The organism is Haloplanus salinarum (assembly GCF_024498175.1).
GTDB lineage: Archaea > Halobacteriota > Halobacteria > Halobacteriales > Haloferacaceae > Haloplanus > Haloplanus salinarum.
This window is the reverse complement of the sequence record NZ_CP101823.1, coordinates 2095703-2116406: the sequence shown is the minus strand read 5'-3', so window position 1 is coordinate 2116406 and position 20704 is coordinate 2095703. Positions and strand designations below refer to the sequence as shown.

Below are 20704 nucleotides of genomic sequence, written 5' to 3'. Positions count from 1 at the left end.
GCGCCCCGAATCCCGGGCCGAGAGTATATACCCCCGGAGTATCTACCTCGCCGTATGATTTCACTCGACGAGGCCGTCACCGCCCGCCTCGAATCCCACGGCGAGCGCTTCGAGGTACTGATCGACCCCGACGCGGCGCTGGCCATCAAGCGCGGCGAGTTCGATGGCGACCTGGAGGACGTCATCGCGGCCGAGGACGTCTTCGAGAACGCCTCGCGGGGCGATCGGCCCGCCGAGAACGACCTCGAAGAGGTGTTCGGGACGACCGATCCCCTGGAGATCATCCCGGAGGTCGTCACGCGCGGCGAGATCCAGATCACCGCCGAACAGCGCCGCGAGATGCAAGAGCAAAAGCGCAAGCAGTTGATCAACCGGATCGCGCGCAACGCGGTCAACCCACAGATGGACGACGCCCCGCACCCGCCCGAACGGATCGAGCGGGCGTTGGAGGAGGCGGGCTTCCAGGTCGATCCCATGGAGCGCGTCGAGACCCAGGTCGACGAGGCGCTCGACGCCCTCCGACCCGTGATTCCGATCCGCTTTGCCGAGGTGACCGTGGCGGTCCAGGTGCCCGCCGACAAGGCGGGCAGCGCCCAGGCGAAGATCCGCGAGTTCGCCGACCTGGACAGCGAGGAGTGGCAGGCCGACGGCTCCTGGATCGGCGTGCTCACCTTCCCGGCCGGGATGCAAAACGAGTTCTACGACCTGGTGAACGAGGTCACGAGCGGCGAGGCGGAGACCCGGATCGTCAAGGACGAGGACGACCTCAACGTCCGGTAAGGCCGCGGGCAGTATCGACGCGCCGCCGGCCGGCTATCCCCGCCGGAAGCCGAGGAGGAACCCGCCGGTAAAGCCCACCGACACCGAGAGCGTCGAGAGGATGGTCGACACCCAGCCCGGCGGGCCGGCGGTCGCCCCCTCGCCCGTTCGCAGCAGGCCGGCCGACAGCGCCTCCCAGTCGACGGTCAGTATCTCCCGGGATTCGAGGAACTTGAACAGCGCGAGTTCGAGGCCGACGATCAGTGCGATGATCTTGGCGAGTTTCTTGGCCGCGAAGCCGATGATCCCCCCGATCACGGCCCCGCTCCCGAACTCGATCCCCAACTGCTGGGGGTCGATCCCGAGTTGCAACGCATACAGGAGCCCGTCCATACCCCCTCTGGACCGTGCGGGGGTAAGTCGTTTGTGGCGCGCGAGCGGAGTTTAAGTGGTTCGAGCGCCTACCGCTACGGTAGAACGTGCAGGGAACACAACCGGGTCCCGACGGGTGGACGCACCGATGAGAGCCATCGTCGCCAAGCGCGTCGACCGCGGCGACGCAGATCTCGACGAGATCAAGGAGCTCGCGCGTGCCGCGGGCCACGAGGTGGTCGGCGAACTCACCCAGACCCGCGAGGAGGACGCCGCCTACGGCTTCGGCGAGGGGAAAGTCGAGGAGTTGGCGGCCCTGACCGTCGACCGCGACGCCGAGGCGGTGATCGTCGACAACCGGCTCGGCCCCTACCAGACGTACAACATCGGCGGCAAGCTCCCCGAGGGGGTCGAGGTCGTCGACCGCTTCACCCTCATCCTCGACATCTTCGGCCAGCGGGCCCGGACCCGCAAGGCACAGCTACAGGTCGAACTCGCGGAGCTTCGCTACGAACTCCCGCGGGCGGAGGCCAAGACCAGCCTCGCCAAGCGGGACGAGCGCCCCGGCTTCATGGGCCTCGGGGAGTACGACGAGAGCCGCGAGCGCGACATCAAAAACCAGATCGCCGACATCAAGCGGGAACTGGACTCCATCGCCGACAAGGAAGCGACGCGGCGGGAGCGACGCCGCGAGTCCGGTTTCGATCTGGTGGCGCTCGCGGGCTACACCAACGCCGGCAAGTCGACGCTAATGCGCCGGCTGGCCGCGGACCTCGACGTCGACGAGAACGAGGACCGCCACCCGGACCTGGAGACGACCGCCGAGAGCGAGGACCGCCTCTTCACGACGCTCGGCACCACCACCCGCCGAGCCGACACCGGTCGCCGGGACGTCCTCCTGACCGACACGGTCGGGTTCGTCTCCGACCTGCCCCACTGGCTGGTCGAATCCTTCGAGTCGACGCTCGATTCCGTGTATCACGCCGACCTCGTCCTGCTGGTAGTCGACGCCAGCGAGCCGGTCGAGGAGATGCGCGAGAAGCTCGTCACCTGCCACGACACGCTGTACGAGCGCAACGAAGCGCCCATCGTCACCGTGTTGAACAAGATCGATCGTGTCGACGACGACGAGTTCGCCGAGAAGCGGGAGGCGCTGTCGGCGCTCGCCCCCAACCCCGTCGCCGTCTCGGGGCTGACCGGCGAACGCGTCGACGAACTCCGCGACCGGATCGAGCGGGAACTCCCCGACTGGCAGTTCGAACGGCTCGTCCTCCCGGTCTCGGACGACGCCATGAGTCTCGTCTCCTGGGTCCACGATCACGGCAACGTCGAGGCCGAGGAGTACGAGGGCGAACAGCTCACCCTGGAGTTCGAGGCGCCGCCGTCGGTCGTCGAGCGCGCCCGCGCCAAGGCGGGCGACCTCGCGGCCGTCGAATCAGTCTAACGGCCGCTTTACCTTCTCGGTCACCCGCACGTCGCTGATCGCCGTGTCCGGGTACTCGCCGTCGTCGTCCTTCTCGGCGGCCTTCACCATGTCCCAGACGACGTTCAGGCCGGTCGTCACGCCCTCCAGGGCCTCCATCTCGCAGCCGGTCTTGCCCGTCGTCTCGACGGCGACGGTCAGGTCCACCCGATCCTCGCCGACCGCGAAGTCGGTCTCGACGTTCGTGATCGGGATCTGGTGACACATCGGAATCGTCTCCCAGGTGTGTTTCACGGCCTGGACGGCGCCGACACGGGCGGTGGCCAGGACGTCCCCCTTCCCGATGTCGTCGTCGCGGATGGCGGCGACCGTCGAGGGCTGGAGATGGATCGTCCCCGCGGCGACCGCGCGGCGGGCGGTGTCGGGCTTGTCGCCCACGTCCACCATCTGCACGTTGCCGGACTCGTCGGTGTGGGTGAGGTCGTCGGCGGGGTCGTCACTCATCGGCACCACCCCACAGGGTCCGCGGGAGTTCCGGCAACAGGTCGCTGGCGAGCAACCCATACCCCTGTCGGTCGACGACCCGGTCGCCCGCGAGGCCGTTGGCGTAGGCGGCGAGGGCGCCGGCGTCGACCGGGTCCTGCGTCGCGAGCAGCGCCCCCGCGGCGCCCGCGAGGACGTCCCCGGTGCCGCCGACGGTCATCCCCGGGTTGCCCGTCCGGTTGACCCGCGCCCGCTCACCGTCGGCGATCACGTCGTACGCGCCTTTCACCAGCAGCGTGTGTCCCAGGTCGGCGGCGAAGTCGGCGACGGCGTCCAGCCGGTCGCGCCAGTCGTCGGCGCTCGGCCCGCCCATCCCCCGGAGTTCGCCCCCGTGGGGCGTACAGAGGAGCGTCGCGTCGGTGTCGGCGTCGGGGACGACCCCGAGGGCGTCGGCGTCGACCACCGCCCGGCCGTCGAAGTCGGCGAGGAAGTCCCGCACGGCCGCGAGCGTCGCCTCGTGGTCGCCGAGGCCGGGGCCGAGGACGACGGCGTCGTGGGTGGCGGCGAGTTCGTGGACGTGATCCAGGTGGTCGATCCGCAGTCGGTCGCCGTCGAACGGCCGGAGGATCAGCCCCTCCTCGAACCCCTGGACCCCGTCGGCGACGGCCCGAGGACAGGCCACTCGCACGAGGTCCGCGCCGGTGCGCATCGCCGCCTGCGCCGCGAGCGCCGGCGCGCCGGTGTAGGGTCCGCCGCCGACGACGAGCACCTCGCCGAAGTCGCCCTTGTGCGTGTCGGCTGGCCGGGAGAGCAGTCGGCGGTCGCCCGGCCCCGTGAACAGTTCCGCCGCCTCGGGGATGCCGATGTCGGCGACGGTCACCGCCGCGTCGAGGGCGTCCAGCCCCGGTTTGGCGTCGTGGAAGGTGACGACCCGGTCGGCGTCGACGGCGACGCCCGCCGCCTCGCCGGTGTCGGCGTCGACGCCCGAGGGGACGTCGACGGCGACGACCGTCGCCGCCGTCCCGTTGATCGCCTCGGCGGCCGCGCGTTCGGGCTGGCGGAGCGCCCCCGTCACGCCCGTGCCGAGGAGGGCGTCGACGACGACGTCCGGATCGTCGAGGGCCAGATCCCGGGAGTCGGAGACGACTCGCGTGTCGAAGTCGGCGGCGGTCAGCGCCCCCCAGTTCTCGCGGGCGATGTCGGTGCCGATGGTCTCGGGACGGCCGAGCAGGTGGACGGTCACGTCGTAGTCGTCGAGGAAACGGGCGGCGACGAAGGCGTCGCCGCCGTTGTTGCCGCGGCCACAGACGAGGGCGACGGCGGCGCCGGGGTCGGCGGCTCCCCGGACCGCCCGCGCGACGGCGTTGCCGCTCGACTCCATCAACTGCTTGCGCGGGACGCCGAGGGCGGCCGCGTTCTCGTCGACGGCCGCCATCCGCTCTGCGGTGATCATACCCCGGCTTCGCCCCGGCGGCCGTTATACTATTCGCCACGGGGAGCGCAACGCTTGTGCCCCACCTGGTCGAAGGGCGACCGTGACACGTCGGCTCTTCGGCACGCTCTGTGGGCTGGTGTTCTGTGCCAACTTCGGCCGGGTGGCCTTCGCCCCCCTTCTGGAGACGTTCCGGACCACGTTCGGGGTCGGCACGGGGGCGGTCGGCCTCGTGACGACGCTCGTCTGGGTCGGCACCGCCGTCCCCCGCATCCCGGTCGGCTACCTCGTCACCCGGGTGGCCCGCGGACGTATCGTCTTCGGGGCGGGCGTGCTCCTGACCGTCGCGTCCGCGCTGACCGCCACGACGACGTCCCTCCCGCTCCTGCAGGCCGGCGCCTTCGCAATCGGCGTCGCCTCCGGGGCGTACTACGCCGCGGCCGTCCCGCTCATCGGCGACCTCTACCCCGACGCCATCGGGCGGGCGGCCGGCATCCACGGCACCGCGGCCCAGGCGGCGGCGGTCGTCGCGCCGACGCTCACCGTCGCGCTCGTGGCCGCCGACTCCTGGCGCGCCGTCTTCTGGCTGCTGGCGGTGCTCGGTGCGACCCTGACGCTCCTCTTTCTGGTCGTGGCCCGCCGACGGGACGGCGGGGTTCCGCGGGGGAGGGACCACGACTTCGTCGCGGCGCTGGGCCACTGGCCGGTCATCCTCGCGGCCGTCGTGATGGTCGGCGGCACGGGCTTCGTCTGGCAGGGCGTGTTCAACTTCTACGTCACCTACCTCGTCACGACCAAGGGGCTGACCGCCGGTGCCGCGGGGACGCTCCTGACGGTGGCCTTCGCCGCCGGGCTGCCGGCGTTCTGGCTGGGTGGGAGTCTCGCGGACCGCCTCCCGCACGTCCCGTACATCCTGACGATCGGCGCCGGCGTCGCCGTCGGCGTCGTGGCGTTGACGGTCGCCCGGTCGACGGCCGCGCTCGTGGTCGTGAGCGTCGGCCTCGGGCTCGTCGCCCACAGCCTCTTTCCGGCCCTCGACGCGTACGTCCTCGGCACGGTGTCGGACAACCGGGGGAGCGCCTACGCCGTCTACGGCGGACTGGCGCTCGTCGTCCAGGCCACCGGGAGCGGCGCCGTCGGCGCGCTGGGCGAACTCTACCCGTTCGACGCCATCTTCCGCGGCTTCGCCGGCGCCCTCCTCGCCCTGCTCGCCTGTCTCGCGGCCCTGCATCTCCGCGGCGTCCTCCCGACCGCGTCCGGCGACGACTAGTATCAGTAGGATTACTGAATGAGATTCTGGCGAAGCGTTTTTACCCTGGATTGGTAATCCACGGCCTGATGTCAGGGTTGTTACCGTCACAGGCGGAGGGAGACGTGAGCGCGGAGGGCGACGGCGAGCTCCGCGTGTTGTCCCTGACGGACGACGACGCCGAGGATCTCATCGGCTCGCTCTCCTCCGAGACGGCCCGTTCGATCCTGACCGCCCTGGAGGAACGCCCCGCGACGGCGTCGGAGCTCGCGGAGACGGTGTCGACCTCCCTCCAGAACGTCCGCCATCACCTCGGGAACCTCGAAGAGGCCGGGCTGGTCGAGGTCGCCGACACGCGGTACTCGGTGAAGGGACGCGAGATGAAGGTGTACGCGCCCACGCAGGACTCGCTGGTCGTCTGCGTGGGCGCCGACGACGACAAGGAGCGCTTTCTCGACTCGCTGGAGCGGTTCGTCGGCGCCCTTGCCGTCCTGGCGGTGGGGGCGCTGGCGGTCCAGCGGGCGTTCGGTACCGGGGTCGTCGACCTGGGTGGCCCCGGGACGGCGCCCCGCGTCGGCGACAGCGTCGGGAGCGCGACGGGGCCGCTTCTCGGCCTGGTCCCCCCGGGTGTCGCCTTCCTCGCCGGCGGCCTCCTCGTCCTCTCGCTGCTCGTCGTCTGGGACCAATACCGTCGCTGATCCGCCATGTTCGACGCCTCCAGCGCGCGTGTCGTCCTTCTCGCGGTCGTAGTGGTCCTCGCGTTCGCACAGCCCGTCCCCTCCTCGACCGCCGACGATCGGTCGACCGGGGCGGCCACCGCGGGCGGCGATGTCGGGCCGACCATCGGCTCGACCGTCCAGCGACACCCGTCGAGCGCCGGGGCGACGGCCGACGCGCTCCGGTCGGTGCGGGCCGACGCCGTCCACGACCGCGGCCTCACGGGATCGAACGTCGAGGTCGGCGTCATCGGCCGCGGCTTCGATGCGGACGACCGCGTCATGGCCCCCCACGTCGTCGAGCACCGGCGGATCGGCGGCGACCCGGGATCGACGGCCCACGACACCGCCGTCGCCGAGGTGGTCTCCGAGACGGCGCCGTCGGCCGACCTCTATCTCGCGGGCGTCGGGCGGACGCCGACGCCCGAGGAGTACGCCACCGCCGTCAAGTGGCTGACCGACCAGGGAGTCGACGTCGTCGTCGACTCCGGGAGCTACTTCCCGAGCGTCGCCGGTGACGGGAGTCGGATCACCGCCGCCGCGGAGGCGGCGGCCGCCGAGGGCGTGGTCTTCGTCACCTCGGCGGGCAACTACGCCGACCGCCACTGGGCCGGCACGGGGACCGCGGACGGGTGGGTCAGCTTCGCCGAGGGCGATGCGGCGAACCACCTCGCGGACGGCGAACGCGTTCGCGGGCGGGTCACCGCCCGCCTGCGCTGGCAGTCCGCCGCCGACTACGACCTCTATCTCTACCGTCGGCTCCCGAACGCGCCCGACCGCGTCGTGGCGAAGTCGACGGCCGACGAGACCGGCCCGGGGGTGAGCGTCGAGGGTATCGACGTCGCGGTCCCCCAGGGGCGGTATTACCTCGCCGTCTACGCCGACGACCCCGTCGCCACCCCGGGTCGCGTGCAGGTGTTCGCCGCCAACCACGGACTCGAACACGCCACCGCCCACGGGAGCATGGTCGCGCCGGCGACGAGCGACCGGGTCGTGGCCGTCGGCGCGGCCGCGAACGGCGAGCGGGCGGCGTACAGTTCCCTCTCGGAGAACGGTACGGTGGATCTGCTCGCCCCGGCGAACGCCGGGACCCGGGCGATGGACCTCGCCGGGACGTCGGCCGCCGCCCCCTACGTCGCCGGCACCGCGGCGCTGATGGCGTCGGGCGACCGCGACCCCTCCCCGGAACGCGTCGAGACCATCCTCGAACGCACCGCCGACGGCGACGACGGCTCGATCGACGCCCTCGCGGCCGTCGAGGCGACGCAGGGGGCCGACCGCCCGGCCGCCGGGGCCGACGATCCGGCGACGGACGCCGGCGTCGACGCCTCGACCGCCGCGACGGCCGACCGCGCGGCGAGCACCGCCACGGCCGAGCGACCGGCGCGGAACCGATCCGACGACGGGACGCGCAACGCCACCCGCGACGACGGCCGCGACGACGGGAGCGTGCGTCCCGACGGGTCGAACACGGCAGACGGCGAGGGGACGGACGCGGACGGCGGTCGCTCCGGGAGCGAGGACGAGCGAAGCGGGCGGAGCGACGACGGCGGCGACGAGGCGCGCGACGACCGGGCGGCGAACGGTGACCGGCGGCGTGGCGGCGACGGGCGCGACACCGACGACAGTGGGGGCCGGCAGGCCAGTGTCGAGTAGCGCGTCCCGTCCGTCGGCGCTCCGCTCCGGAGGCCGGCCGTGACCCGTTCGCGGCGGGTCACCGAGTCGCGGATCGAGGAGTACTGGGACTGGATCGCCGTCGCGCTCTTTCTCCTGCTCGCGGTCGACCTGCTGACGACGCTCGCCGCGGCGCGGGTCGTCGGCCGCGGTGCCGAGGGCAACCCGTTGATGCGGTGGCTACTCGGCCGACCCACGCTCGTCGTGGTCGGCGCGCACCTCGTCGTCGTGGTGCTCGTCACCGGCTTCTTCCGCCTGCTCGTCGGCCGCCTGCGCCGGACGCCGCCGCCGGCCGACCACTACTTCGCGCTCCTGATCGAGGCGTGGCTTGGCGTCCTCGTCGCCGTCGGCCTCGCCGTCTTCGCCAACAACCTCGCGGTGATCGTGCTGGGTCGGAGCCTGCTTTGATCCCGTCGGCGCTGTGAGCCGAGCTTTTTATCCGGGGACGCCGCCAGCCTGTGGATAACATGGGCGAGACGTGGCGCGACGTGTTCGGCCACGAGGAGCCGTACCCGGATCAGGCCGACGGCATCGAGACGGCCATCGAGACGGCCGACCGGGGCGGCTTCGCCGTCATCGAGGGCGCCTGCGGAACGGGCAAGACGATGCTCGCGCTGACGGCGGGTATCGATCGGGTGCGCGACCCCGACTCCCGGTTCGAGCGGGTGGCCGTCCTCACGAGCGTCAAACAACAACTCCGCCAGTTCGAGGCGGACGTCCGGACGATCAACGACGAACTCCCCGCGGACTGGCGTCCCGTCTCGGCGCTGACGCTGGTCGGCAAGGCCGACGTCTGTCCGTACAGCCGGGAGCGCGTCGCCGGGGTCGACGAGTCCACCGTCTACGACCGGTGTGAGGGTCTCCGTGAGCGAACCCGGAATCTGACGGGCGCGGAGGGCCCCACGACGGCCGCGGCGCTCGCGGACGACGCCCGCCGCGCCCAGACCGGGCTGCTCGACACCGGCGGCGGGTCGACCGCCGACTTCCTGGAGACGGCCGACGAGCCGACGCCGTATCCGCCCGACACCGCCGAGCGCGGCGACACGGAATACTGTCCCTTCTACGCGCAGTACCTCGACGACCTGCCAGAGGAGGGCGACCCGGTCGAGGCCGTTCCCTTCGACTTCGCGGACCGCGGCCTGCTCGACACCGAGGACCTCGTCGCCCTGTCGGCGGGACACGGCACCTGTCCGCACTCGATCCTCGGGGCGCTCATCCCCCACGTCGAGGTGACAATCGGCAACTACTACCACGCCTTCGACCCGCGGACGACGGAGTCGTTCACCGGCGCCCTGCTGGACGAGTCGACGTTCGTGATCTGTGACGAGGCGCACATGCTCGAACCGCGGGTGCGCGACCTGGTGAGCGACGGGGTGGGTGACGCCACCCTCCGGGACGCCGAGTCCGAACTCACCCGGGTGATCCAGCCGGTCGAGTTCGACGACTCGGGGCCGGGATCGGGAGCCACCGAGCGCGACGCGGACCTCGTCCGCGGCGAACTCGAGGAGTCGGACGTGAGCCTCGCGGAGTTGAAGGCGACGCGGTCGTTCGTGCGCGACCTGCGCGAGGAGCTCGACCGGCGGGTGCGTGCCCACCTCGACCGGGAGCGTCCGGGGTGGCGCGCGTCGATGCGGGACCTCCCGGACGACGAGATTCCGCTCCGGGACCCCGAGCGGCCGGGCCCGGACGCGTTCACCGAGTGGGCCGACGGGACGTACGGCGACGACGTGTGGGTGCGCGCCGAGGCGGTCGGCGCCGTCGTCGCGCGCGTCCTGAACGAACTGGAGGAGGCCGACCGGGAGCGGGCGGCGCCGACGGTCGGTCGGGTGCTCGGGGCGTGGTACCGCGCGGATCACACCCGGTTCTTCCGGTCGGTCGACCTCTCGCGGACGTGGAACGAGACCGAACCCGGCGACTCGTGGCGGCGGGCCTACAACGCCCGGCTGTCGCTCCACAACTGCGTGCCCGGTGACGCCATCGCGGAGCGACTCAACGACTTCGGCGGCGGCGTCTTGATGTCGGCGACGCTGGAACCGCTCGACGTCTTCCGGACGGTGACGGGCCTCGACCGCCTCGCCGACGACGGCCGGCCGGTCGTCGAGCGGACGTACGGCCTCGATTTCCCGTCAGAGAACCGCGAGAGTTTCGCGGTTGACGCGCCGGCCTACACCTACGAGAACCGCGGCGCCGTCGGCGACGACACCGAGACGCGGCGGGTGTACGTCGACGCCGTCGCCGAGGTGGCCGGGCGCGGCGGGAACGTCCTCGTGGGGATGCCGAACTACGCCGAGGCGGAGTGGATGGCCGGCCGCCTCGACGAGCGTCTGGACTCGCCGGTCCTGCTCGACGAGTCGAGCGACGACGGCGCGACCGAGAAGCTGAAGGCGGACTTCTTCGACGGCGGCGGCAAGACGCTCGTCACGAGCCTCCGGGGGACGCTCACCGAGGGCGTCGACTACCGCGGTGACCGCCTGCACGCCGCGGTGGTGTGTGGCGTCCCGCTGGTCGACACGACGCGGCCGCGAACGAAGGCGGTCGTGACGGCGTACGACCGGGCGTTCGGCGGGGACAAGGAGGGCCGAGACGGCTTCGAGACGGCGTTGACGGTGCCCGCGGTCCGGAAGGCTCGCCAGGCGATCGGTCGCGTCATCCGCGGCCCCGCGGAGCGGGGCGTCCGGGTGCTCGTCGACGAGCGCTACGCGCGGGACCGGTGGAACGGCGTTCGTGACTACCTGCCCGCGTGGGAGCGCGCGGAGTTCCAGCCGGTGAGTCCGGATATGCTGTCGCTGGGGCTGGATCGGTTCGGGACGGAGGGTGGGTAGCCCCCGACGCGATCGGTCAGCGCCCCGGCCGGCGCCCGCTCCAGCCCTCGTGGCACTCGTCGTCGCAGAAGTGTAGGTGTTCGACGGCGTCGTCCTCGATCCACGAGACGACGCGGTGCTCCGGCTCCATGACGATCTTCTTCCCGCAGGTGTGACAGGTCGGCGCGTCGCTCTCGTCGACGTCCTCGCCGATGTCGGACGTGGGGTCGATCATGTTTCCAGTCAGTAGCGGGGACCCCATCTTAAATCCCGCTACCTCGGTCGGCGAGCGACGGCGACCCCGGGTGTGCGGGACGGATCGTCGTCCGGGCGGGCGGGTCCGTGACCGTCCGCTCGCGGCCGTCGGGCCAGCGGACCGTGACCGCCTGGGGAACCGCCGAGCCGAGGCCGAAGTGTGCGACGGGTTCCATCTGACAGAGGTAGCCGCTCCCGCCGTCGACGACACGGACCTGTCGCCCGGCGTCGGTCCGGAGGACCACCCGGGCGCCACGTGCCGGCGCCCCGGCCGGCGTCCGCGGGAGCACCCGGAGCCAGTCGCCATCGTTGGGGGCGCTGTAGAGCGAGAGCGGTTGTGCCTCGGCCTCGCCGTGGACCACGAGTAGTTCCAGCGTCCCGTCGCCGTCGAGGTCGGCGACGGCCGCGCCGGTGCCCATCCCTTCGGGTTCGAGGGCGTCGCCCACGCCCGTCTGCGTCCAGCCGTCGTCGCCGTACGTCAGCAGGCGGTTGGGGGCACCCAGACAGTTGACGAACAGTTCCGTCCGGCGGTCGTTGTCGAAGTCGGCGGCGACGACGGTTCGGACCCGCGCCGGGCGAGCCAGCGCCGGCGGCGCCGTGTCCCGAAAGCCGTCGTCGTCGGCGTCGCCGCGGGCGAACAGCCGGTTCGCGCCGTTCCAGTTGCCACAGACGATGTCGGGCGTCGGGGCGCCGTCGGGCGTCACGAGCGCCGCACCCCGGGCGTTCTCCTCGGGGTCGTCGACGCCGTACTCCCGGGCCACGTCGACGAACTTCCCGCCGGCGTTCCGCAGGAGGAGGTTCGGCCCCCGCTCGGCGCCGACGAACAGGTCCGTCCGCTCCGAGAGGATGGGGCCGGTGGCGACCGAGCGCCCGCCGGTGACGACGTCCAGGCCGACCGCGTCGGCGAGGTCGGTGATCCCGCCGTCGTCGCCCACCTCGTAGAAGCGCGCGGGGGCGCCGTATCCGGTGACGAAGAGGCCGTAGCGGCCGGTTCCGAGGCGGTCGACGGCGGCGATAGAGCGCCCCACACGGTAGTTCTCCCGCCCCCGGTTCACCGGGTCGGCGAAGAGGTCGCGCCACCGGGAGCCCTCCCCCTCCGGATCGAGGAGCAGGTCCGCCTCCGCGGAGGTGCCGCCGAAGGAGGCGACGTTGTGGATGTACACCTCCTCCCGGCCGTCGGCGTCGAGGTCGGCCGCGGCGACGCCGATGGCGTGACGGCCGTCGTCGGCGAGGACGCCACAGGCCGCGTCGACGACGTCACCGTCCTCGGTCCGGAGGACGCGGTTGGCGTCGCCGAAGCCGCCGACGAAAACGAGGGGACCGTCGGGGCCGGCGGTGACGGCCGCCCCGTACCCGCGAAACGGAGGGTTGTCGGCGAGCAGGTCCGACCGGTCCCGGAACATACCCCTCACAGAGGGCGCGGGGTTAAGAGTCGCACGCTCCGCGGGGGATCACTCGTCCCACGCCTCGGCGAGGGTGCGCTGGACCGCCTCCTCGCCGACGGCGGCCGCGAGGTGTTCGAACCCCTGTCGTTCCCGTCGGTCGCCGGCGTCGGCGACGAGTCGCGAGACGATGAACTCGGGCGTGGACTTCCCGACGGTGCCGAAGCGTGGCTGGTAGTCGACCCGCAACTCCAGGTCGCCGGTCAGCCCCTCGGCGAAGATGCCGTCGATGCGGGCGGCGTCGGGGAGCGGGCTCAGGTCGTCCGCGAGGTGGGTGACGTAGACGCCGAGGGCGCCCCGCTCGACGGTGAGGTCGACCAGCCCGTTCAGCAGGTCAGCCGCGCGTCCCGGCTCCGTGATCGCCTCGAACTCGTCGACGAGCATCAGGGTCCGGCCGCCGTCGGTCAGCGGCGGGACGATGGACTTCAGCGTCGACTCCAGCACGCCGGCGTTGAAACTCGCGTGCCGGCGGTGGAAGACGACGGCGTCGAAGCTCCCGACTTCGGCGCGGTCGGCGGGCACTGGCAACCCCATCGCCGCCAGGAGCGCGACGGCACAACAGGTCTCCAAGAGCGTCGTCTTGCCGCCGCTGTTGGCGCCGGTCAGCACCGCCACGCGGTCGCCGCTCGGGGGCGACAGGCCGTGGTCGCCGACGGCGTAGGTCACGGGCTCCGGATCGTCGAGAAAGAGGTTGCGCGCTCCCTCGACGGCGAGGCGGTCGCCCCCGAGGGTCGGCCGGACGAGGTCGTGTGCCTCGGCGAAGCGGGCCAGCGAGAGGTCGACGGCCACGTCGTCGACGGCGGCGAGCACCCGGTCGACGTCCGCCCGGGCGTCGGCGACCGCGGCCCGGAGGTCGTCCTCGATCTCGCGTTCGCGCTCGGTCGCCCGCCGTTCGAGGTCGTCGACGAGCGCCCGGAGGGCCGTGCTCACGAAGTCGGCGGCGTCGTGGGCCTCCTCGGGGGCGGCCTCCTCGATGGCCGACCGCGAGAGATCCGTCTCGCGGTCGACGTAGTCCGCGAACGCCCGCCGGAAGTCCGCCAGGTCGCGGACGCCCGTCTCGCGGACCCGTTCGAGCACGTCGAAGGCGTCGTTCTCGAGGGCGCGGGCGTCGTCGAGGCGGGCCCGGAGGTCGTCGAGGCGGTCGTCGGCCCCCGCGGCGACCCCGTCGGCGGTCACGTGGCCGAGCGCGTCGGCCGCCTCCCGGAGGGCGTCGGGGTCGACCGCGCCGAGGGCGTCGAAGGCCGTGCCGTCGAGCCCCGCATCCCGGAGCGCGAGGGCGGCGTCGACGGCGGCGCGCTCGCTCCCGTCGTCGGCGTCGTAGGCCGCGAAGGCCTCGACCACCGCCTCCCGGCCCGCGTCGTCGAGGGCGGTCCAGGCCTCGCGTGCGGCGTCGACGGCGTCGAGGCGGTCCTCGACGGCCCCGCGTTCGGAGAGCGGCGTCAACACGCGGATGCGGTCGGCCGCGTGCCGGGTGAGGGCATAGCCGCTCGCCAGTTCGAGCAGGTCGTCGTACACCGCCCGCGTATCCCGGGTGGCGAGCGCGTCCATCCCGGCCTCGTCGTTCGCTCGACGGAGGATGCGCGTCGCCCGGCCGCGCGTGATCCCCGCGTCGGTCAGCGCGCGCACGTCCGCGGACTCGATGGCGTCGATGGCGGCGTCCTCCCCGAGCGTCTCGCGGAGACGCTCGCTCGTCTTCGGTCCCACCCCCCAGTAGTCCTCCAGTCGCATACCGCACCCAGTGTTTCCGGAGGGTTATAGTAACTCCTGGTACCCCGTTCCCCGGGCCGAACGGATTCGACGGACACACCCCACCCAAGGGTCGAACATGTTCGAGGGGTCCCCCGAGAGTCGGGAATGGAGCTCCGGTTCAAGGAGTCGTGTCTCCCACGTCGATCCATGAGGCTCACCCGAAAGACGATCGCGAAGGTGATCGCCGTGGCGTTCGTGTTCAACCTCGTCGTCATGGGTGGCGGTGCGTGGTTCGCGTACCAGGAGGCACCGCCCATTCCGGACCAGGTCGTCGGTCCCGACGGGGAGACGGTGGTCACCGATCAGGAGATCAGGGACGGAAAGAAGGCGTTCCAGAAACACGGCCTGATGAACCACGGGTCGATCCTCGGCAACGGGGCGTACTACGGCGAGGACTACACCGCCGATGCCCTGGCGCTGAAGACCCAGTACATGCGGTCGTACTACGCCCAGGAGCGGTACGGGGCCGCGTACGACTCGCTGCCGACCGGCGAGCGGGCCGCCGTCGACGAGGTGGTCAAACAGGACCTCGACGGCGAGTACGGCGGCGGCGACATCGAGTACTCGGCGGCGGAGCTGTACGCCCACGAGCAGGTCCGCGAGGAGTACGTCGAGCGCTACCACGAGGGGAGCCACGAGCGCGGCGTCCCCGAGGGGATGATCGACAGCGAGGAAGACGCCCGCCAGTTCGCGGACTTCGCGATGTGGACGGCGTGGTTCTCCCACACCGACCGGCCGGGCGGTGACCACTCCTACACCAACGAGTGGCCGTACGCGCCCGGCGCGGGCAACGACGCCACCGCCGCCGCGATGACCTGGAGCGTCATCGCCATGGTGTTGCTGGTCGCGGGGGCCGGCTTCGGCATCTGGCTCTACCGCTCGGTCCGACTGCCCGAACCGTCCGCCGATGGGCTCTCCGTGCCCGAACCGGGCGACGTGAGCGTCTTCCCGAGTCAGCGCTCGGCGCTCCGCTTCGTCCCCGTCGCCGCCGGACTCTTCCTCGCACAGGTGTTGCTCGGCGGCCTGCTCGCGCACTTCTACATCGAGCGGGCCGGCTTCTTCGGCATCGAGGAGGTGTTCGGCGTCCACATCCTCCAGATCCTTCCGTTCTCCATCGCGAAGACCTGGCACATCGACCTCGGCATCCTCTGGATCGCCGCCACGTGGCTCGGCGCGGGGCTGTACCTGCCGCCGCTGCTGACCGGGCACGAGCCGAAGAACCAGTCGACGTACATCGACGGACTGCTGGCCGCGGTGGTCGTGGTCACCGTCGGCGGCCTCGGCGGCATCTGGCTCGGCGCGAACGGCTACCTCGGTGACCTCTGGTGGCTCCTCGGCAACGAGGGGCTAGAGTACCTCGAAGTCGGCAAGGTCTGGCAGTTCGGCCTGCTGGCCGGCTTCGGCACCTGGGCCGTCTTAGCGATCCGCGGCCTGAAGCCCCTGCTCGACCGCGAACCGGTGTACGGGCTGGCGCACATGATCCTCTACGCCGGCGGCTCCATCGCCCTCCTCTTTACCGCCGGCTTCTTTTTCACCCCCGAGACCAACATCGCGGTGACCGAGTTCTGGCGCTGGTGGGTCGTCCACATGTGGGTCGAGGGCGCCTTCGAGTTCTTCATCGTCGCTATCGTCGGCCTGACGCTGGTGTCGATGAACCTGCTCCGACGGCGCAGCGCGGAGAAGGCCGTCATGCTACAGGCGCTTCTGGTGATGAGCACCGGCGTCATCGGTGTCTCGCACCACTACTGGTGGGTCGGTATGCCCGACATGTGGGTGCCCATCGGCAGCGTCTTCTCGACGCTCGAACTCATCCCGCTGGTGTTCATCCTCTACGAGGCGCTCGGCCAGTACGGAGCGATGACCGAGTCCGGCGACTTCCCTTACAAGATCCCGTTCATGTTCATCGTCGCCAGCGGGGTCTGGAACTTCGTCGGCGCCGGCGTACTCGGCTTCTTCATCAACCTCCCGCTGATCAACTACTACGAGCACGGTACCTACCTCACCGTGGGACACGCCCACGCCGCCATGTTCGGCGCCTTCGGCTTCCTCGCCCTCGGCATGGTCAGCTACATGCTCCAGCTGTCCATCGAGCCGGAGCGCTGGGACGGCTCGTGGCTCCGGGCGTCGTTCTGGTGCTGGAACGTCGGCCTGGGGCTGATGGTGTTCGTCTCCGTCCTCCCGGTCGGCTTCCTGCAACTGGAGGCCATCTTCACGGGGAGCTACGCCGCCGGCCGGAGCCTCGCCTTCTACAACCAGCCAATCGTCCAGACCCTGTTCTGGGCGCGGCTCCCCGGCGACACGCTCATCATCCTCGGGACGGCCATCTACGCCGCCGACCTCGTCCGCAAGCGGTTCGTCCTCCGGGTCTCCGAGGACGACCCCGACGTCGAGGACATGGCGGTGGCGGAGGGGGTGTTGAGCGACGACTGATACTGGTTATCGTAAGCCGTTACCGGTGGGTCGCCATGACAGTCCGGCGACCCACCGGGAAACAGGTACGATAATCCGTCTGACCCGCTCGTCTCCCGTCGGGACAACGACACGCCTTTTCCGCCCCGCGGAGAAAGAGCGGTATGGACGCGAAGCGGGAACTGACCAGCGTCGACCTCGCGGCCCTCGTCGCCGAACTCGGGCGCTACGAGGGCGCGAAAGTCGATAAGGTCTACCTCTACGACGACGACCTCCTGCGGTTCCGGATGCGGGACTTCGACCGCGGCCGCGTCGAACTGCTGATCGAGGTGGGCGACGTGAAGCGGGCCCACGTCGCCGACCCCGAACACGTCGCGGACGCGCCGGGGCGGCCGCCGAACTTCGCGATGATGTTGCGAAACCGCCTGAGCGGCGCCGACTTCGCCGGCGTCGAGCAGTACGAGTTCGACCGCATCCTCTCCTTCGAGTTCGAGCGCGACGACGAGAACACCACCGTCGTCGCCGAACTGTTCGGCCAAGGCAACGTCGCCGTCCTCGACGAGACGGGCGAGGTGGTCCGGAGCCTGGAGACCGTGCGCCTGAAATCGCGGACGGTCGCCCCCGGCTCGCAGTACGGCTTCCCGGACTCGCGGGTCGACCCGCTGACCGTCGGCTACGACGCCTTCGTCCGGCAGATGGAGGACTCCGACACGGACGTGGTCCGCACGCTGGCGACACAGCTCAACTTCGGCGGGCTCTACGGCGAGGAGATCTGTTCGCGCGCGGGCGTCGAGAAGGGCCTCGATATCGCCGAGGCCGGCGAGGCGGAGTACGAGGCGCTCTACGACGCCATCGGCCGACTGGCCGACCGGGTCCGAAACGGCGACTTCGACCCGCGGGTGTATCTCGAGGACGACCGCGTCGTCGACGCGACGCCGCTCCCCCTAGAGGAGCGATCCGGGCTGTCGGCCGAGGGGTTCGACTCCTTCAACGCCGCCCTCGACGACTACTTCTACCGGCTGGAGCGCGAACCCGAGGAGGAGACCACCGGGACCGAGCGCCCGGACTTCGAGGCCGAGATCGCCAAACAGCAGCGCATCATCGAACAGCAGGAGGGGGCCATCGAGGGGTTCGAGGAGCAGGCCGCGGCCGAACGCGAGCGCGCCGAGGCGCTCTACGCCCACTACGACCTCGTCGACGAGGTCATCTCGACGGTCCGGGCGGCCCGCGAGGACAGCGTCCCGTGGGCGGAGATCGAGGAGACCCTCGCGGCGGGCGCCGAGCGTGGCATCCCCGCCGCCGAGGCCGTCGAGGACGTCGACCCCGCGGAGGGCGAAGTGACGGTCGACCTCGACGGGACCGTCGTCCCGGTCGATCCCTCCGTGGGCGTCGAGAAGAACGCCGACCGGCGGTACACGGAGGCCAAGCGCATCGAGGAGAAAAAGGAGGGCGCCCTGGCCGCCATCGAGAACACCCGCGAGGAACTGGAAGCAGTCGAGCGCCGGCGTGAGGAGTGGGAGGCCGACGACGAGGACGAGGCGGACGAGGAGGCTGACGAGGAGCGCGACGTGGACTGGCGCTCGATGTCTTCGGTGCCGATCAAACAGCCCGAACACTGGTACGAGGACTTCCGGTGGTTCCACACGAGCGACGACTTTCTCGTCATCGGCGGCCGGAACGCCGACGAGAACGAGGCGCTGGTGAAGAAGTATATGGACGGCAACGACCGCTTCTTCCACGCGCAGGCCCACGGCGGCCCGGTGACGGTGCTGAAGGCGACGGGGCCGAGCGAAAAGGCTCGCGACGTGGACTTCCCCGATTCCAGTCTGGAGGAGGCCGCGCAGTTCGCCGTCTCCTACTCCTCGGTGTGGAAGGACGGCCGCTTCGCCGGCGACGCCTACATGGTCGACCCCGACCAGGTGTCGAAGACCCCCGAGAGCGGGGAGTACATCGAGAAAGGGGGGTTCGTCATCCGCGGCGACCGCACCTACTTCCGGGACGTCTCCGCGAGCATTGCGGTGGGGATCCAGTGTGAACCCGAGACGCGGGTGATCGGCGGGCCGCCGTCGGCGGTCGAGCCGCGGGCCGAGACGACGCTTCGCCTCGAACCCGGGAAGTTCGCCCAGAACGACGCCGCCAAGCGGTGTTACCGGAAGCTCAAGGACCGCTTCGCCGACGAGTCGTTCGTCCGGAAGGTGGCGAGCCCCGACAAGATCCAGGAGTTCCTGCCGCCGGGCGGGAGCAGCATCGTCGAGGAGTAGCGGGGAAAGGGCTTAGTGGAGGCCGGTCGGTCGACCGTAGTGATGGGCGACGGCTGGACGTTCGCGGACGCGGTGCTGATCCTCCTCTCTCTGGTGGCCGGGGGTGTCCTCTTCGCCGCCGCACTCGTCCTCCCAAACGCCCTCCCTCCGTCCGGCATCGACCCGCGGCCGATACTCCTCGTCGGCGGCGGCCTCTGTGTCGTCCTCGGTTTCGGACTCGTCCTGACGCGACGGCGACGGGCGCAAGAGGGGGACGAACAGTACGTGTTCCGCGACGACGACACGCCGACGGCGCTGGAACGCATTCGAGACCTCGACGTCGACGACGATCCCGACGGGATCTCGTGGCCGAAGGAGGACGTCGAACGTCTCCGGTCCGAGGCGGACGACGGCGAGGCGGCCGAGACCGACGCCGAGGCGGACGAAGACGGGACGGTCGACCCCGCCGCCGACGCCGTCGACGAGGGCGACAGCCTCGAGGTCGAGGCGACGAACCTCGCCGCGGCCGGCGAGTACGACCGCGCGCTCTCCCTCCTCGACGACGCCCGCGAGGCGTACCGTCGGGCCCGCGACGCGGCGGGCGAGAGCGACGCGGTCGACGCCGACACCGTCGACGAGCGACTGGACCGACTCGACGACACCGAACGGGAGATCCAGGGGATGCGGTTCGACGACGGCCGTGGCTGGCTCCGGGAAGCGACGGCCCGCGCCGGCGCGCTGGCCGATCGGCTGACAGAAGCGGGGTTCGACGACCGCCGCCGGCGGGACCCGTCGGCCGACGCCGAAGGCACGGGCCGCCTCGGCCCGCCGGAGTCGATCCCGCGGGCGCCCGACGTGTCGGTCGACTACGACGCGCTGACCGACGAGGAACCGATCGGCGGCGGGGGCAACGCCGACGTGACGAGGGCCACGCTGTCGACGCCGACCGGTGACGTGACCCTGGCGATCAAGCGCCCGCGGATGCAGGGGACGCTCCACACCGACGCCGTCGAACGGCTCATGGCGGAGGCGGAGACGTGGGACAAACTCGACGATCACGACCACATCGTGGGCGTCGTCGACTACGGCGCCGAACCGCTCCCCTGGATCGCCATGGAGTACATGGACGCCGGCGACCTCTCGGAACGGGCGGGCGAATTCGACTTCGACCAGGCGCTGTGGACGGCACTCGGCATCACCAAGGGCGTCCGCCACGCCCACCGCAGAGGGGTCGCCCACCTCGATCTGAAACCCGCGAACGTCCTCTTTCGGTCCGTCGAGGGCGCCTGGGACGTGCCGAAGGTCGCGGATTGGGGCCTGTCGAAACACCTGCTCGACCACTCGGCGAGCGTCGAAGGGCTCTCACCCCAATATGCCGCGCCCGAGCAGTTCGACGACGAGTTCGGCCCGGTCGACGACATCACCGACGTCTACCAGTTGGGTGCGGTGCTGTACGAACTGTTCACGGGCCGGCCGCCGTTCGAGGGCAAGCCGGCGAAAACGATGCACCGCGTCCTGCACGAGGCGCCGACGCCGCCGAGCGAGGTGGCCGACGTCCCCGAAACGCTGGACGACGTGTTGCTGACGGCCCTCGAAAAGGAGAAACGGGCTCGTTACGAGTCCGTCCTCTACCTCCGGGACGCGTTGCGGGACCTTCGGGACTGAGTCGGGCGCCGTGGGCCGTCCCGCTCGGCAGCTTT

Annotated in this window: 16 protein-coding genes; 10 read left to right on the top strand and 6 right to left on the bottom strand. The window is 71.1% G+C overall.

Annotation, left to right across the window (positions count from 1 at the left end; all coding sequences use genetic code 11):
- Window positions 1–54: 54 nt before the first annotated feature.
- Window positions 55–780 carry a ribosome assembly factor SBDS gene (locus NO364_RS10995; protein WP_157690708.1) on the top strand — a complete coding sequence of 242 codons (726 nt, stop codon included), beginning with the start codon at window positions 55–57 and terminating at the stop codon, window positions 778–780.
- 33 nt (window positions 781–813) lie between these two features.
- Here NO364_RS10995 and NO364_RS10990 read toward each other — a convergent pair whose 3' ends face one another.
- Window positions 814–1140 carry an FUN14 domain-containing protein gene (locus tag NO364_RS10990; RefSeq protein WP_157691262.1) on the bottom strand — a complete coding sequence of 109 codons (327 nt, stop codon included), beginning with the start codon at window positions 1138–1140 and terminating at the stop codon, window positions 814–816.
- 139 nt (window positions 1141–1279) lie between these two features.
- On the opposite strand from NO364_RS10990, the gene hflX reads away from it, so the two are divergent.
- On the top strand, window positions 1280–2575 hold the full coding sequence (gene hflX / locus NO364_RS10985) for a GTPase HflX (protein WP_157690709.1): 1296 nt from the start codon (window positions 1280–1282) through the stop codon (window positions 2573–2575).
- Here the strand turns inward: hflX and moaC are convergent.
- Entirely contained in the window at window positions 2567–3058 is a 492-nt protein-coding gene (gene moaC / locus NO364_RS10980) for a cyclic pyranopterin monophosphate synthase MoaC (RefSeq protein ID WP_157690710.1), read from the bottom strand. The two genes, hflX and moaC, sit on opposite strands and share 9 nt — an antisense overlap.
- The gene (locus NO364_RS10975) at window positions 3051–4490 is read right to left on the bottom strand and encodes an NAD(P)H-hydrate dehydratase (RefSeq protein ID WP_257627511.1); all 1440 of its coding nucleotides are present in this window, start codon (window positions 4488–4490) and stop codon (window positions 3051–3053) included. The genes moaC and NO364_RS10975 overlap by 8 nt, the downstream gene beginning before the upstream one ends.
- A gap of 82 nt (window positions 4491–4572) precedes the next feature.
- Here NO364_RS10975 and NO364_RS10970 point away from each other — a divergent pair, with 82 nt between their 5' ends.
- From NO364_RS10970 to NO364_RS10950, 5 genes are all read left to right on the top strand, one after another.
- The gene (locus NO364_RS10970; RefSeq protein ID WP_257627510.1) at window positions 4573–5739 is read left to right on the top strand and encodes an MFS transporter; all 1167 of its coding nucleotides are present in this window, start codon (window positions 4573–4575) and stop codon (window positions 5737–5739) included.
- A gap of 68 nt (window positions 5740–5807) precedes the next feature.
- Window positions 5808–6416, top strand: coding sequence for an ArsR/SmtB family transcription factor (locus NO364_RS10965; RefSeq protein ID WP_157690713.1), 609 nt, complete (start codon window positions 5808–5810; stop codon window positions 6414–6416).
- Between the two features lie 6 nt (window positions 6417–6422).
- Window positions 6423–8090, top strand: a complete 1668-nt coding sequence (locus tag NO364_RS10960; RefSeq protein ID WP_257627509.1) for a S8 family serine peptidase — start codon at window positions 6423–6425, stop codon at window positions 8088–8090.
- Window positions 8091–8129: 39 nt separating this feature from the next.
- A complete protein-coding gene (locus tag NO364_RS10955) occupies window positions 8130–8516 on the top strand; it encodes a DUF5658 family protein (protein WP_257627508.1) in 387 nt (128 codons plus the stop codon).
- A 59-nt stretch (window positions 8517–8575) separates the two neighbouring features.
- Window positions 8576–10930 (top strand): ATP-dependent DNA helicase, encoded by a 2355-nt coding sequence (locus tag NO364_RS10950; RefSeq protein ID WP_257627507.1) that lies wholly within the window; start codon window positions 8576–8578, stop codon window positions 10928–10930.
- Between the two features lie 16 nt (window positions 10931–10946).
- Here the strand turns inward: NO364_RS10950 and NO364_RS10945 are convergent, their stop codons facing one another.
- The 3 genes from NO364_RS10945 to NO364_RS10935 are packed head-to-tail and all read right to left on the bottom strand — an operon-like array spanning window position 10947 to window position 14334.
- Window positions 10947–11144, bottom strand: coding sequence for a DUF7576 family protein (locus NO364_RS10945; protein WP_157690717.1), 198 nt, complete (start codon window positions 11142–11144; stop codon window positions 10947–10949).
- Between the two features lie 28 nt (window positions 11145–11172).
- The gene (locus NO364_RS10940) at window positions 11173–12567 is read right to left on the bottom strand and encodes a CRTAC1 family protein (RefSeq protein ID WP_257627506.1); all 1395 of its coding nucleotides are present in this window, start codon (window positions 12565–12567) and stop codon (window positions 11173–11175) included.
- A gap of 48 nt (window positions 12568–12615) precedes the next feature.
- Window positions 12616–14334: a MutS-related protein gene (locus NO364_RS10935; protein WP_157690719.1), complete on the bottom strand. Its 1719-nt coding sequence runs from the start codon at window positions 14332–14334 to the stop codon at window positions 12616–12618.
- A 168-nt stretch (window positions 14335–14502) separates the two neighbouring features.
- Between NO364_RS10935 and NO364_RS10930 the strand changes: the two genes are divergently transcribed.
- From NO364_RS10930 to NO364_RS10920, 3 genes are all read left to right on the top strand, one after another.
- Complete coding sequence (locus NO364_RS10930) at window positions 14503–16785, top strand: nitric-oxide reductase large subunit (protein ID WP_257627505.1); 2283 nt, start codon at window positions 14503–14505, stop codon at window positions 16783–16785.
- A gap of 143 nt (window positions 16786–16928) precedes the next feature.
- Window positions 16929–19025, top strand: coding sequence for a ribosome rescue protein RqcH (gene rqcH, locus NO364_RS10925; RefSeq protein WP_257627504.1), 2097 nt, complete (start codon window positions 16929–16931; stop codon window positions 19023–19025).
- 42 nt (window positions 19026–19067) lie between these two features.
- Window positions 19068–20669 carry a serine/threonine-protein kinase gene (locus NO364_RS10920; RefSeq protein ID WP_257627503.1) on the top strand — a complete coding sequence of 534 codons (1602 nt, stop codon included), beginning with the start codon at window positions 19068–19070 and terminating at the stop codon, window positions 20667–20669.
- Window positions 20670–20704 lie beyond the last annotated feature (35 nt).

What these genes read in the sequence shown, in the direction of transcription:
- hflX (WP_157690709.1), top strand. Translation starts at nt 1,280, where the DNA reads ATGAGAGCCATCGTCGCCAAGCGCGTCGACCGCGGCGACGCAGATCTC.
- NO364_RS10950 (WP_257627507.1), top strand. Translation starts at nt 8,576, where the DNA reads ATGGGCGAGACGTGGCGCGACGTGTTCGGCCACGAGGAGCCGTACCCG.
- NO364_RS10975 (WP_257627511.1), bottom strand. Translation starts at nt 4,490, where the DNA reads ATGATCACCGCAGAGCGGATGGCGGCCGTCGACGAGAACGCGGCCGCC.
- NO364_RS10935 (WP_157690719.1), bottom strand. Translation starts at nt 14,334, where the DNA reads ATGCGACTGGAGGACTACTGGGGGGTGGGACCGAAGACGAGCGAGCGT.
- moaC (WP_157690710.1), bottom strand. Translation starts at nt 3,058, where the DNA reads ATGAGTGACGACCCCGCCGACGACCTCACCCACACCGACGAGTCCGGC.
- NO364_RS10965 (WP_157690713.1), top strand. Translation starts at nt 5,808, where the DNA reads ATGTCAGGGTTGTTACCGTCACAGGCGGAGGGAGACGTGAGCGCGGAG.
- NO364_RS10995 (WP_157690708.1), top strand. Translation starts at nt 55, where the DNA reads ATGATTTCACTCGACGAGGCCGTCACCGCCCGCCTCGAATCCCACGGC.
- NO364_RS10960 (WP_257627509.1), top strand. Translation starts at nt 6,423, where the DNA reads ATGTTCGACGCCTCCAGCGCGCGTGTCGTCCTTCTCGCGGTCGTAGTG.
- NO364_RS10920 (WP_257627503.1), top strand. Translation starts at nt 19,068, where the DNA reads ATGGGCGACGGCTGGACGTTCGCGGACGCGGTGCTGATCCTCCTCTCT.
- rqcH (WP_257627504.1), top strand. Translation starts at nt 16,929, where the DNA reads ATGGACGCGAAGCGGGAACTGACCAGCGTCGACCTCGCGGCCCTCGTC.
- NO364_RS10945 (WP_157690717.1), bottom strand. Translation starts at nt 11,144, where the DNA reads ATGATCGACCCCACGTCCGACATCGGCGAGGACGTCGACGAGAGCGAC.
- NO364_RS10940 (WP_257627506.1), bottom strand. Translation starts at nt 12,567, where the DNA reads ATGTTCCGGGACCGGTCGGACCTGCTCGCCGACAACCCTCCGTTTCGC.
- NO364_RS10930 (WP_257627505.1), top strand. Translation starts at nt 14,503, where the DNA reads ATGAGGCTCACCCGAAAGACGATCGCGAAGGTGATCGCCGTGGCGTTC.